At 73.3% G+C, this 12,283-nt stretch carries 11 protein-coding genes; 4 read left to right on the top strand and 7 right to left on the bottom strand.

All coding sequences use genetic code 11. The features are described from left to right. Positions 1-12: 12 nt before the first annotated feature. Positions 13-1,515, bottom strand: coding sequence for a PLP-dependent aminotransferase family protein (locus ACLJTM_RS28545; RefSeq protein ID WP_411106599.1), 1,503 nt, complete (start codon positions 1,513-1,515; stop codon positions 13-15). A 212-nt stretch (positions 1,516-1,727) separates the two neighbouring features. On the opposite strand from ACLJTM_RS28545, the gene ACLJTM_RS28540 reads away from it, so the two are divergent. From ACLJTM_RS28540 to ACLJTM_RS28530, 3 genes are all read left to right on the top strand, one after another. Continuing rightward, positions 1,728-2,498, top strand: a complete 771-nt coding sequence (locus tag ACLJTM_RS28540) for a glycerophosphodiester phosphodiesterase (RefSeq protein ID WP_411106598.1) — start codon at positions 1,728-1,730, stop codon at positions 2,496-2,498. A gap of 65 nt (positions 2,499-2,563) precedes the next feature. Continuing rightward, a complete protein-coding gene (locus ACLJTM_RS28535) occupies positions 2,564-3,943 on the top strand; it encodes an MFS transporter (protein ID WP_411106597.1) in 1,380 nt (459 codons plus the stop codon). Positions 3,944-4,256: 313 nt separating this feature from the next. Then, entirely contained in the window at positions 4,257-4,631 is a 375-nt protein-coding gene (locus ACLJTM_RS28530; RefSeq protein WP_007262928.1) for an RNA polymerase-binding protein RbpA, read from the top strand. Between the two features lie 138 nt (positions 4,632-4,769). Here the strand turns inward: ACLJTM_RS28530 and fxsA are convergent, their stop codons facing one another. The 4 genes from fxsA to ACLJTM_RS28510 all read right to left on the bottom strand — a co-directional run bounded on the left by fxsA (position 4,770) and on the right by ACLJTM_RS28510 (position 8,629). Beyond that, positions 4,770-5,345 carry an FxsA family membrane protein gene (gene fxsA / locus ACLJTM_RS28525; protein WP_411106596.1) on the bottom strand — a complete coding sequence of 192 codons (576 nt, stop codon included), beginning with the start codon at positions 5,343-5,345 and terminating at the stop codon, positions 4,770-4,772. 92 nt (positions 5,346-5,437) lie between these two features. Beyond that, positions 5,438-6,211 (bottom strand): polyprenol monophosphomannose synthase, encoded by a 774-nt coding sequence (locus ACLJTM_RS28520; protein WP_411106595.1) that lies wholly within the window; start codon positions 6,209-6,211, stop codon positions 5,438-5,440. Positions 6,212-6,518: 307 nt separating this feature from the next. Further along, complete coding sequence (locus ACLJTM_RS28515; RefSeq protein ID WP_411106594.1) at positions 6,519-8,138, bottom strand: amidohydrolase; 1,620 nt, start codon at positions 8,136-8,138, stop codon at positions 6,519-6,521. Positions 8,139-8,188: 50 nt separating this feature from the next. After that, positions 8,189-8,629 carry an Lrp/AsnC family transcriptional regulator gene (locus ACLJTM_RS28510; protein ID WP_411106655.1) on the bottom strand — a complete coding sequence of 147 codons (441 nt, stop codon included), beginning with the start codon at positions 8,627-8,629 and terminating at the stop codon, positions 8,189-8,191. Positions 8,630-8,846: 217 nt separating this feature from the next. Here ACLJTM_RS28510 and ACLJTM_RS28505 point away from each other — a divergent pair, with 217 nt between their 5' ends. After that, positions 8,847-9,299 (top strand): hypothetical protein, encoded by a 453-nt coding sequence (locus ACLJTM_RS28505; RefSeq protein WP_411106593.1) that lies wholly within the window; start codon positions 8,847-8,849, stop codon positions 9,297-9,299. A 6-nt stretch (positions 9,300-9,305) separates the two neighbouring features. On the opposite strand, the gene ACLJTM_RS28500 is transcribed toward ACLJTM_RS28505, so the two are convergent. Next, complete coding sequence (locus ACLJTM_RS28500; protein WP_411106592.1) at positions 9,306-10,397, bottom strand: phosphotransferase family protein; 1,092 nt, start codon at positions 10,395-10,397, stop codon at positions 9,306-9,308. A gap of 39 nt (positions 10,398-10,436) precedes the next feature. Continuing rightward, positions 10,437-11,570 carry a hypothetical protein gene (locus tag ACLJTM_RS28495; RefSeq protein WP_411106591.1) on the bottom strand — a complete coding sequence of 378 codons (1,134 nt, stop codon included), beginning with the start codon at positions 11,568-11,570 and terminating at the stop codon, positions 10,437-10,439. Positions 11,571-12,283: the final 713 nt, after the last annotated feature.

The following is a 12,283-nucleotide window of genomic DNA, read 5'->3' as shown; positions in this document are numbered from 1 at the left end:
CCCGGCGGCCCCCTACGCGACGAAGGTGCGCGGCGGCTCCGCCCCGCCGCCCCCCGCACCGGTACCGACCAGCCGGGCCGCCGCCGCCAGCCGCGCGGCGGCCTCCTCGGCCACCGGGCCGCCCACGGTGAACGGCAGCCGGACGTACCCCTCGAACGCCCCGTCCACCCCGAACCGCGGCCCCGACGGCACCCGCACGCCGACCCGCTCCCCCACCTCGGCCAGCCGGGAGCCGGACAGCCCGCCCGCCCGCGCCCACAGGGTCAGCCCGCCCCGCGGCACCTCGAACTCCCACTCCGGCAGCTCCCGGCGCACCGCCGCGACCAGCGCGTCCCGGTTCTCCCGGGCCTGCTCGCGGCGGATCCCCACGGCCTCCTGCCACCCGCCGGTCCGCATCAGCCAGTTCACCGCGAGCTGTTCCAGCACCGGCGTGCCCAGATCGGCGTAGGCCCGGGCGGCGACCAGGCTGCGGATCACGTCCGGGGCGGCGCGCACCCAGCCGATCCGCATCCCCGCCCAGAACGCCTTGCTGGCGGAGCCCACGGTGACCACCGTGCTGCCCGACGGGTCGAAGGAGCACACCGGGCGCGGCATGGCCAGGTCCGCGTCCAGCCGGAGTTCGACCATGGTCTCGTCGACCACCAGCACGGTCCCGGCCGACCGGGCGGCCTCCACCATGGCCCGGCGCTGGTCCTCGGAGGCGAGGGCCCCGGTCGGGTTGTGGAAGTCGGCGACGACATAGGCCAGCCGCGGGGCCGAGTCGCGCAGCACCTGCCGCCACACGTCCATGTCCCAGCCGCTCAGCCCGTCGGCCATGGCCACGGGCACCAGGCGGACCCCGGCGGCGCGCATCAGCTGGAGGATGTTGGCGTAGGAAGGGGACTCCACGGCGATCCGCTCCCCGCGCCCGGCGAACAGGGTGCAGATCGCGTCGATGGCACCCATCGCCCCGGTGGTCACCATGATCTGCTCGGGCATGGTCGGGATGCCCTGCTCGGTGTAGCGGTCGGCGAGCATCCGGCGCAGCGCGGGCAGCCCGGCCGGGTAGTCCCCGTGCGTGTGCGCGTACGGGGGCAGCTCCTCCAGCGCCCCCTGTACGGCCTTGGTCAGCCAGGGCTCCGGGGCGGGCAGCGCCGCGCACCCGAGGTCGATCATCGAGCCGAGGGACTCGGGCGGCAGCGGTTCCAGGCCCCGCGCGGGCAGCGGGTTGCCCGCCGGGACGGAGGTCCAGCTCCCCGAGCCCCGGCGGGACTCCAGGAAGCCCTCCCCGCGCAGCGCCTCGTACGCGGCGGCGACGGTGGTGCGGCTGAGGGAGAGGGCGACGGCCAGCTCCCGCTCGGCCGGCAGCCGGGCCGCGACGGGCACGCGGCCCTCCAGGACGAGGAGCCGGATCCCGTCGGCGAGGGTGCGGTACGCGGGCGGCTTGCGGGTGCCGGAAGCCGGGGGGCGCTCCTGCTGGGAGCCGATGAGGCGGGCGAGCTGTGCGGCGCCGACCGCCGAGGTCCATTCGGCCATTGCGTCGGGTCCACCTTCGTCGGATTGGCTTCGGAGCGGGTGCCCCGGGCCGGGATTGGATTGCCTTCTTCCGGCACAGCCTGTCACGCGTCAGTCCACTTCCACCAGGCCCCCCCGCGCCCCCTCGCACCTCCGCCCCTCGCGCCTGCGCGCCCCGGTGCCGCCCGCACCTCCCGCGCGCGGGGCACGGGGGCGCGGGGGATACTGCCGCCGTGACGCACGTACGCCTTCGCCACCCGTATCTGGACCACCCGGCTCCCATCCCCTTCGCGCACCGGGGAGGGGCCGCGGACGGGCTGGAGAACACCGCCGCCGCCTTCCACCGGGCCGCCGAGGCGGGCTACCGGTACTTCGAGACCGATGTCCACGCCACGGCCGACGGCAGGCTGGTGGCCTTCCACGACGCGACCCTGGACCGGGTGACCGACGGGCGGGGCCGGATCGGCGAGCTGCCCTGGAGCCGGGTCCGCGAGGCCCGTGTGGCGGGCAGCGAGCCGCTGCCGCTCTTCGAGGAGCTCCTCGACGCGTTCCCGGAGGCCCGCTGGAACATCGACGTCAAGGCCGAGGCCGCCCTGCACCCGCTCGTGGACCTGATCGCCCGGCGCGGGATCTGGGACCGGGTCTGCGTCGGCTCCTTCTCGGAGGGCCGGGTGGCCCGGGCGCAGCGGATCGCCGGGCCCCGCCTGGCGACCTCCTACGGCGTGCGCGGAGTGGTCGGCCTGCGGCTGCGTTCGTACGCGATCCCCGCCGCCCTGCGCGTGGGCGCGGTGGCCGCGCAGGTCCCGGAGGTCCAGTCGGGCATCCGCGTGGTCGACCGCCGGTTCGTGCGCACCGCGCACGAGCGCGGCCTCCAGGTGCACGTCTGGACCGTGAACGAACCGCAACGCATGGAGGCTCTGCTGGACCTGGGGGTCGATGGCATCATGACCGACCGGATCGACATCCTGCGCACGGTGCTGGACCGTCGCGGCGCCTGGGCCTGACCGGCCTCCGGGCGGCCGCCCGGCTCCCGGGCCGGTGCGGTACGGGAACCAGCGAGGGGGCACCGATGAGTGCGCAGACGACGGACGGGGCGGGGCCGGACGCCGAGGACGGCAGATCGGCCGCGGCGGTGGCCGCACGCCGGCGCGAGCAGCGGGGCTGGTACTTCTACGACTTCGCCGTGTCGGTGTACTCCGCCAGCGTGCTGACCGTGTTCCTAGGGCCGTACCTGACCTCGGTGGCCAAGGCCGCCGCGGACGCCGAGGGCTTCGTGCACCCGCTGGGGGTACCGGTCCGGGCCGGCTCCTTCTTCGCCTACACGGTCTCCGCCTCAGTGATCCTGGCCGTGCTGCTGATGCCGCTGGCGGGAGCGGTCGCGGACCGGACCGGCCGCAAGAAGCCCCTGCTGGCGGCGGCCGCCTACACGGGGGCCGCGGCGACGGCCGCGATGTTCTTCCTGGGCGGCGAGCGCTACCTGCTGGGCGGCCTGCTGCTGATCGTGGCGAACGCTTCGCTGTCGGTCTCGATGGTGCTGTACAACGCCTACCTCCCGCAGATCTCCACCCCGGACGAGCGGGACTCGGTGTCGTCGCGGGGCTGGGCCTTCGGCTACACGGCGGGCTCCCTGATGCTCGTGGTGAACCTGGTGCTCTACCTGGGCCATGACAGCTTCGGCCTCAGCGAGAGCGAGGCGGTGCGGATCTGCCTGGCCTCGGCGGGCCTGTGGTGGGGCGCCTTCGCGCTGATCCCGCTGCGCAGACTGCGGGACCGGGCCGTGGTGCGCGAGCCGGGAGCGGGGCCGGCCGTCAGCGGCTGGAAGCAGCTCGTCGCCACCTTCAAGGACATGCGGCGCTACCCGCTGACCCTGTCCTTCCTGCTGGCCTACCTGGTCTACAACGACGGCGTGCAGACGGTGATCTCGCAGGCTTCCGTCTACGGGTCGGAGGAGCTGGAGCTGGAGCAGTCCACGCTGATCGGGGCGGTCCTGCTGGTGCAGGTGCTCGCCGTGGCGGGCGCGCTGGGGATGGGCAGGCTGGCGCGGGTGTACGGAGCCAAGCGGACCATTCTCGGATCGCTGGCCGCGTGGGCGGTGACCCTGGCGGCCGGCTACTTCCTGCCCGCCCGTACCCCGGTGTGGTTCTTCGCGCTGGCCGCGATGATCGGGCTGGTGCTGGGCGGCAGCCAGGCTCTGTCGCGCTCGCTCTTCTCGCACCTGGTCCCGGCGGGCAAGGAGGCCGAGTACTTCTCCGCGTACGAGATGAGCGACCGGGGCCTGAGCTGGGTGGGACCGCTGGTCTTCGGGCTGACCTACCAGGTCACGGGCAGTTACCGGGACGCGATCATCTCGTTGGTGGTCTTCTTCGCACTGGGTTTCGTGCTGCTCGCGCGAGTGCCGGTGCGGCGCGCGGTGGAGGCGGCAGGCAATCCTGTACCCGAGCGGATCTGAGCGGGACCCGCGAGTACGCCCGGCCCGGACCTGCGAACGAATTCCGAACGAATTTAGACGTTGAAGCAAAGGGCCGGTAGTGTACGCCTTTGGCCTGCCAGGCGGACCGTTACTGCGCGCGCAAGAAGCGTGGACGTTGGGTGACATCTGCTGCCAGATGTGACAAAACGGGCATTGGTGGGTACAACAAGGGGCGGCACGACGGGCGACGCACGACCCGGAGCGGGAATCTATACCGCCGACCGGACGTTGACCGGATGACGACGACAGCGACACCTGTCCTGTGGGCGACAAAGCCCGGGAGGCACGATTCATGAGTGAGCGAGCTCTCCGCGGTACGCGCCTCGTGGTGACCAGCTACGAGACGGACCGCGGCATCGATCTGGCCCCGCGCCAGGCGGTGGAGTACGCATGCCAGAACGGTCATCGATTTGAGATGCCGTTCTCGGTTGAGGCAGAAATTCCGCCGGAGTGGGAGTGCAAGGCGTGCGGCGCCATGGCACTCCTGGTGGACGGGGACGGGCCCGAAGAGAAGAAGGGCAAGCCTGCGCGAACGCACTGGGACATGCTCATGGAGCGACGCACCCGCGAGGAGCTGGAGGAAGTGCTGGCCGAACGGCTGGCGGTCCTGCGCTCCGGCGCCATGAACATTGCCGTGCATCCGCGGGACAGCCGCAAGTCCGCCTGACAGCCGGACGAACGCACGAGCCGAGGGGCCCCGCCACACAGTGTGGCGGGGCCCCTCGGCGTTCCGTGTGCGGCGCACCCGTCGTGCGCGGCGACCCCGTAGTCCCCGTGCGCCGGCCCGCGGGCCGGCGCACGGGGACTACGGGGTGAGCGGCGGCCGGTACCCGGTGTCCGGACCCCGGCCCTGCGGCCGGTCCTCACGGATGACCTCGCCCTGGACGACCTTGCCGTCGGGCTGGTGGATCCTGGCCTGCCGGAGCGCGCCGCCGAAACCGCCCGCCGAAGCCTCGGCCATCTTCCGCTCCAGCGTCCGCGTGGCCCTGCGCCCGATCCAGGCCCGGACGGGCGGGAGCAGGCAGAGCAGGCCGGCGGCGTCCGAGAGCAGCCCGGGCATGATCAGCAGCAGGCCGGCCAGCATGGTGAGGCCGTTGCCCCGGCCGGGCTCGGGCGGGGTGGGCTGCTGCCCCTGCTGAGCCTGCCGGAAGGTTTCCGCCAGGTTCCTGAAGGCACGCCGCCCGGCCCGCTTGATGACCACCACGCCCAGGACCAGGCCGGCGGCGAGCAGCGCGGCGACCACCGGGCCGCCGGCCGCCCCTGCGACCAGGCTGAGCAGCCAGATCTCCAGGATCAGCCAGGCGGCGACCGCCAGGGGGAGGAACGTGCGGGCGGGCGAGCGCCGCCGGGGGGCCGTCGAAGTGGGAACGCCGGTCGTCATGACATCCAGTGTGCCCGGGCCCGCATAAAAGCGGCCTCAGTCGGAAGTACCGGACACCCCCTAAGGGATGCCCGGTGACCGGCGCGGCCGGGTCAGACCGGGGAGCCGCCCTTGCCGGTCAGCCGTGCGACCTGGGCCTTCAGACCCCACTGGGTGACCCTCCACAGGGCCTCCACCACGATGTCCTTGCTCATCTTGCTGTCGCCGAACTCGCGCTCGACGAAGGTGATCGGCACCTCCACGACCCGGAAGCCCTTCGCGACCGCCCGGCGGGCCAGGTCGACCTGGAAGCAGTAGCCGGCGGAGGCCACCTCGGCCAGGCCCAGCCCCTCCAGGGTCTCGCGGCGGAAGGCGCGGTAGCCGCCCGTCACGTCGCGGATCGGGACACCCAGCATCAGGCGGGAGTACGTCGAACCGCCGCGCGAGAGGACCTCCCGGCTCTTGGGCCAGTTCACGACGCGGCCGCCCGGCACCCAGCGGGAGCCCAGGACCAGGTCGGCGCCGGCCAGGGCGGTCAGCAGGCGCGGCAGCTCCTCCGGCTGGTGGGAGCCGTCGGCGTCCATTTCCACGATGACGCCGTAGCCGTTCTCCAGGCCCCAGGCGAAGCCCGCCAGGTAGGCGGCGCCGAGGCCTTCCTTGCCCTTGCGGTGCAGGACGTGCACGTGGTCGTCGCCGGCCGCCAGCTCGTCCGCCAGCTTGCCGGTGCCGTCGGGGCTGTTGTCGTCCGCGACGAGGATGTGGGCCTCGGGCACCGCCGCGCGGACACGGCCGACGATAAGCCCGATGTTCTCCGCCTCGTTGTAGGTCGGAATGATCACCAAGGCCGTACCGAGCGGTCCGTAGCTCTTCTGTCCGCCGTCGCTCACTGAGTCCCCTTTAGGTATTCCTGTTCGTCCTGCACGTCCTGTCACAGAGGATGATTTTAGAACAGCGATCGGGGCCCGCGGTCCTTCGGGCCGGTCGGGCGCTCGCTGGCTGCGGGCCGACCCCGACCGTTGTCTACTGGACCGCCGGGCCCCGACCTGGGGCCACCCGCCGCCCGGCGAAACCTTCCCTCGCCCCCGAGGCGCGGGCGCGGCTGAGCAGACGGATCCGTCCGGCACGACGTCCAGTGGTGGACCCGGCCGAACCTATCCGGGTCCGGCCGCCCGCACCGAACCGAGGCCGACCGCATCACCCCTGTGGGCGTACGAATACCTCCCGCCCGCCGACCACCGTCGCCAGGCACACCGGCAGGTCCGCGCCGGGGCTCAGGTCCGGCAGCCCCGGGGTGCCGGAGCGCGGGTCGGTGGACCAGCGGGCCACCCGGTCGTCGGGGGCCTGCACCACCAGTTCCGAGGTCTGCCAGACCGCGTAGTCCGCCGGGGCGCCCGGCACCAGCACCCCCGCGTCGTCCCGCCCGACGGCCCGCCAGCCGCCCCTCGTGTGCGCCGTGAAGGCCGCCCGCACCGACACCCGGTGCTCCGGGGTCCGGTGGAAGGCGGCCGCCCGCACCGTGCCCCAGGGGTCCATCGGGGTCACCGGCGCGTCCGAGCCGAAGGCCAGCGGCACACCCGCCCTCAGCATGGCCGCGTACGGATTGAGGGTCCGGGCCCGCTCGGCGCCCAGCCGGTCGGCGTACATGCCGTCCTCACCGCCCCAGGCCGCATCGAACGCGGGCTGCACCGAAGCGGTCAGCCCGAGCTCGGCGAAGGCCGCGATCGTCGCCGGGGTCATCATCTCGGCGTGCTCCACCCGGTGCCGCCCTGCCCGCACCCGGGCCAGGCCCACCTGCTGCGCAGCAGCCCGTACCCCCTCCACCACGGCGCTGACCGCAGCGTCGCCGATCGCGTGGAAACCGGCTTGCAGACCCGCCTCCGTACAGGCCGCCACGTGTTCCCCCACGGCCCGCGCGTCCAGGTATCCGGTACCGGTGTGCGCGGCGTCCGCGTACGGGCTGTGCAGGCAGGCCGTGTGCGAACCGAGGGCCCCGTCGACGAACAGGTCCCCCGCCGCTCCGACGGCCCCGAGCTCCTTGACCCGCCCCAGGTCCCGGTCCGCCCAGTAACCGAACACCCGCGGCCCCGGGCGCTGCGCCGCCAGGGCGAGCAGACCGGTGAAGTCCTCCTCCGAGGAGATGCCGGGGCCGCCGCACTCGTGCACCGAGCCGATGCCGAGCGACGCCGCCCGGTCGAGGGCCGCCCGCTGCGCCTCGGCGCGCTGGGCGGGCGTGACCGCGCCGAGCGCGGCAGCCCGGACCGCGTGGTGGGCGTCCCGGGTCAGCGGCTCGTCCCCCTCAGGGTCCACCCCGGGTACGAGGTCCAGCAGAGCGGTGGTCACCACGGCCGAGTGCACGTCGATGCGGCTCAGGTAGAGGGGACGGCCCCCCGCCGCACGGTCGAGTTCCGCACGGCGCGGAGCGCGCCGCTCCGGCCAGCGGGCGGCGTCCCAGCCGTGCCCGAGGAGCACCCGGTCCGCGGGGCGGCTCGCGGCGTACTCCCGGACGAGGTCCAGTGCCGCGGACAGCGAGCGGGCCCCGGAGAGGTCCAGGCCCGTCAGCGCCAGGCCCGCCGAGGTGGTGTGGACGTGGGCGTCGGTGAAGGCGGGCGTGACGAGCGCCCCGCCGAGGTCCACGACCTCGTCCACGCCGGGGGCGAAGGCGTCGGCGGCCCCCTCGGAGCCCACCCAGGCGACATGGCCGCGCTCGACCACCATCGCGGTGGCGAAGGGGTCTGCGGGACTGTGGACCTCTCCCCCGCGCAGCAGGACGGTACGGGTGGGGTCGCCGGGTGCGGGGATCGCGCGCTTGCTCATGCGCACCAGTCTCGCCCCTCGGACGGGGGCGGCCGGACGCGGGTACGCCCCTACACGCGCGGCGGGCGCGCCTCGTACGGCGTGGACAGGACGACCGTCGTCCGGGTCGCGACGTGGGCCAGGGCCCGCAGCCGGCCCAGCAGGTCCTCCAGCTCCAGGGGGGTGGCCACCCGCACCTTCAGGATGTAGTTCTCGTCGCCCGCGACGCTGTGGCACGCCTCGATCTCGGGAACGTCCGAGAGCCGGTCCGCGATGTCGTCCGGGGCGCTGGGGTCGAACGGTTTGACCGAGATGAAGGCGGTCAGCGGCAGGCCCACGGCCTCCGGGTCGACCACGGCCGCGTACCCGCGGATCACTCCGCGCTGTTCCAGACGGCGTACTCGCTGGTGGACGGCCGACGTGGACAGTCCGGTGGCCTTGCCCAGATCCGTGTAGCTCATCCGCCCGTCCCGCACGAGCAGATCCACGATCTGGCGGTCCAGCTCCTCCATTGCGCTCATAGCCGCTCAACCTAAGGCCCAAGGGCACTCCAGGCCCAGTGCTGTCCGCTCACTGGAGGCATCTGCGGCGGGCATGTGACCAAAGCCACAAGGGTATACCGGTGTACGGCCGTCCGTTGTGGTTACTCGTGCCGCGCGACGGGAAGTGCTTGCTGTGGCCGAGGACGAAGAACCAGCCCGCCCGGCCCACCCAAGGGGGAGTCCATCCATGCTGAACACCAAGCGCACCGGTCGCACCGCACCGGAGCCCCTGGAACCTCTCGAATCCGAGGACGACGAGTACCTCGACGGCCTCGAAGACGCCGAAGGCTTCGAGATCCACCACGCGATCTGCCCCGACTGCAGCCAGTCGATCGCCCTCTTCGCCGACGAGGAGTACCTGCCCCAGCACGCGCTCTGCCTGACCCCGTGGAACCCCTTCGGGCTCACGGTGTGCGCCGGCACCGGGCGTCCCGCGGGCGACGCACTGCCCGCCGCGGGCACCTCCCGGCCGCACGAGGGCGCGCCCGAACTGGACGCCGTCGTCATGCTCAGCCTGCCCCAGGGACTGGACTGGCGGACGCAGCCCTTCTCGCACGTCGGCGGTCCGGGCTCGCGTCCGGTCCGGGCGATGGCCCCCGTGCTGCCGCAGACACGGCAGCAGCACGCGCAGGCCGCCTGACCGCCGCTACCAGTACGTCCCCTGCACCATGGCCGCGAGGCCGGCGTGGTGCAGGATCAGGCCGTCCGGGTCCGCCGGTACCGCCACCTCACCGAAGTACGCCTGCCGGTACGCGATCCGCAGCATCACGATCCCGTGCCGCAGGGCCGCGTAGAGGGTGTGGAACTCCATGTCCCGCGGGGTGTGCCCGGTGAGTTCGGCGTACCGGCGCTCCAGGTCCGCCCGACGCAGGAAGTCCGGCAGACCGGGCTGGCCGAAGCCCACCGTGAGGTCCTGGAAGAAACGGTGGAGGAAGACGGTCCAGCCGAGGTCGACCTCGCGCGGGGCGTATCCGGCCATCTCCCAGTCCAGGACGGCGACCGGCCTGAACCCGTCGTAGACGATGTTGCCGATACGGGCGTCGCCCCAGTTGAGCACGGCCGGGCCCTCGTCCGCCGGCCACAGCTCCTCCAGCCGGGCGAAGGCCCGCTCGATCAGCGGGGACGGCGCCAGCCCGTCCACCACCCAGGCGTAGTAGGCGCGCTGGGCGTTCACGTGCCGCCGCAGCGGACTCCCCTCGCCCCCGGGCAGCAGGAACTCGGCCTCCCGGGCCGGGAACTGGTCGTGCAGCCGCGCCAGCAGCGCGATGCTGTCCTCCTGGAGCGCGGCGCGCTCCGCATCGGTGGCGGAATGCAGCCAGTTGCCCTCGTACGTGTAAGGCATCACGTCAGGCGGCACCCGTCCCTCGGCGCGGGCCATCACGAAGAACGGCGCCCCCAGCGGCCCTGGATCCTCCTCCAGCCACAGCACCTGCGGGACGGGGACGTCCGTGTACCGGGCGACCAGGCCCATCACCCGGTGCTGACGCGGCATGTCGTACGCGGGGAAGACGCTGTACGCCGCCGGATCGGCCGCCAGCCGCAGCGCGCAGCCGCGCACCGGCGCCCGCGGATGCTCCAGGTCGAAGAGCAGGGTCTCGCTGGACATGCCGTTGGAGCCTGGGACGGACACGTTCACGACCTTCGCGCCGGGGAGCTCGGCGTCCAGCCAGGCCGCCAGGCGCCGGCCGAGCTCCTCGGGCTCCCGGGTGGACGTGCGGGGACGGGGTGCAGTGGCCATGGATGAGCCCCTTTCCTGCGGGTTCCGGCGGGCTGGTGCCTACGGGGCGACGGAGGAGTGGTCGGTGAAACCGCTGGGGTCGTGCCGGCCGAAACTGCCGTGCTCGAAGATGCCGTGGCCGACCTGACCGTCGAGGGTGAAGCGCGCCGAGTGGTCGGTGACCCCGAAGGCGGCCATCGGGTGGGCGGCCGGATCGGACAGGTCGTAGACCCGGCGGTCGGTCCAGCCGCGGCCCATCCAGGTGCCGTGCTGCCAGTCGGCGGCGGGCGGGTATCCGGCGCCGACGGCCAGCGGGGAGGAGTTCAGGATCTCCACGCCCAGCTCCAGGGGCTTGCGGGAGGCGTCGGTGAGGTGGACGACGGCGCTCTCGGGGTGCCGGCTGCCGGGGCGGTAGCGGATCTCGGTGTGCGGCCAGCCGAGCTGCACGTCGCCCCGGCCGTCGGCCTCGGGGAACACCTGCACGGCCTCGTTCAGGGTGCGGTGGCCGTCCGCGTCCTCCTGCGTGATGACCATGAGGAACCGGTCCGCGAAGCGGACCGGGACCCACAGCCAGTGGAAGCCCTCCGGCCGGTGCTCCTCGGCGGCCCGGCCGCCGTCCTCACCGGGGATCGGCCGCGCGCCCCAGCTGCGGTCCCGGGTACCGGTCCACTCCCCCGGAGCCAGGGTGAACTCCTCGCCTCCGGCCCGGACCGTACCCGCGACCCGGCCCGCCTGGACGAAGCGGCGCCCCTCCAGGATCAGCCGGTCCCCGCGCCGCTGGACGTGGTGGGGCTCCCAGACGGCGGGGAACTCGGCGGTCCAGGTGATGTCGTACGAGAGCCCGTGCGGGTCGTCCGGGTCGGCGGCGCAGCGCAGGGTGAGCTGCTTCAGCGGGACGTCGACGGTGATGGACAGGGGCCCGACGGACAGGTCCGTCCGGTCGTCGCCGAGGGCGTCGGAGGCGCGGACGGCGCGGAGCTCGTCGCCGGTGCGGAGGGTGGCGTAGGCGTCGATGACCCCGGCGTTGGGGTAGACGCCGAGGCCGAGGATGAGGACGGCGCGGCCGGCGTGGTCGAAGACGTGGAAGATGCAGCGGTCATAGGCGTTGCGGTCACCGCTGACGACGTGCTTCATCGACAAGGGGGCCTGGTGGATGGGGTATTCGTCGAGGGACACGGGCCGGTCGGCGGGCATGGCGAACCTCCTGGACGGCATGGCGGAGCCTGACACGGCTGCCCGGGCAGCAGATGTGACGGTACGTCAGAAAGCGCGCGAGGGGCCAGACTCCTGGCACAACCTGACAGGCCTGCACGGATGGGCGGGGGGGTGCGGGGGGGTGCGGGGCTTCGGGGGCTCTGTGGCGGTGGGGCGGTATCAGGGAGGTGTGGGGGTTTCCCGTCAGTCCCAGGGTCCTTCCGGGTCGGGCCGTCCCCTCAAGGGCGCTCCTTCGTCGCGTCGCTACGCGATGGCCTACGGCCACCCTTGACCGGCCGTCCCGCCCCGGAAAGACAAGGACTGTCGGGAACCCCCCAAAAGGACGCTCACCGGGGACCGGTCAACATTCGGGCCGGCCAGCGATGGGCGGCCGAGTCGGGGGCCGCATCAGACCATGACCCCTGCCACTCGGCATAGCGTCTGCACACCGCCCGTGGCCGTACATAAGCCGCAGACTCTCCGCTGCCCCCTGCCACTCGGCTTAGCGACTGCCACCCGTCTGTGGCCGTACATAGGACGCAGACTCTCCGCTGCCCCCTGCCACTCGGCTCAGCGGCCGCCGGTCGCCTGTGGCTGGACATAGGCCGCCCACGGTCCGGTGCCCTCCGGCGCCCGGCTTGGCGACTGCCACCCGCCTGGGGCTGGGCATAGGCCGCAGGCCTCCCGCTGCCCGCTGCTGCAAAACTTGGCGG

Source organism: Streptomyces sp. cmx-4-9, from assembly GCF_046548835.1.
In the GTDB taxonomy this organism is placed as follows: Bacteria; Actinomycetota; Actinomycetes; order Streptomycetales; family Streptomycetaceae; genus Streptomyces.
Note: the sequence above shows the minus strand (reverse complement) of the source record. Positions and strands in the feature narration are given on the sequence as shown.

Excerpts from the sequence above, each read along its gene's own strand:
- ACLJTM_RS28495 (WP_411106591.1), bottom strand. The coding sequence starts at position 11,570 with ATGCCCGCCGACCGGCCCGTGTCCCTCGACGAATACCCCATCCACCAG.
- ACLJTM_RS28510 (WP_411106655.1), bottom strand. The coding sequence starts at position 8,629 with ATGGAGGAGCTGGACCGCCAGATCGTGGATCTGCTCGTGCGGGACGGG.
- ACLJTM_RS28535 (WP_411106597.1), top strand. The coding sequence starts at position 2,564 with ATGAGTGCGCAGACGACGGACGGGGCGGGGCCGGACGCCGAGGACGGC.
- ACLJTM_RS28500 (WP_411106592.1), bottom strand. The coding sequence starts at position 10,397 with ATGGCCACTGCACCCCGTCCCCGCACGTCCACCCGGGAGCCCGAGGAG.
- ACLJTM_RS28530 (WP_007262928.1), top strand. The coding sequence starts at position 4,257 with ATGAGTGAGCGAGCTCTCCGCGGTACGCGCCTCGTGGTGACCAGCTAC.
- ACLJTM_RS28545 (WP_411106599.1), bottom strand. The coding sequence starts at position 1,515 with ATGGCCGAATGGACCTCGGCGGTCGGCGCCGCACAGCTCGCCCGCCTC.
- ACLJTM_RS28505 (WP_411106593.1), top strand. The coding sequence starts at position 8,847 with ATGCTGAACACCAAGCGCACCGGTCGCACCGCACCGGAGCCCCTGGAA.
- ACLJTM_RS28515 (WP_411106594.1), bottom strand. The coding sequence starts at position 8,138 with ATGAGCAAGCGCGCGATCCCCGCACCCGGCGACCCCACCCGTACCGTC.
- fxsA (WP_411106596.1), bottom strand. The coding sequence starts at position 5,345 with ATGACGACCGGCGTTCCCACTTCGACGGCCCCCCGGCGGCGCTCGCCC.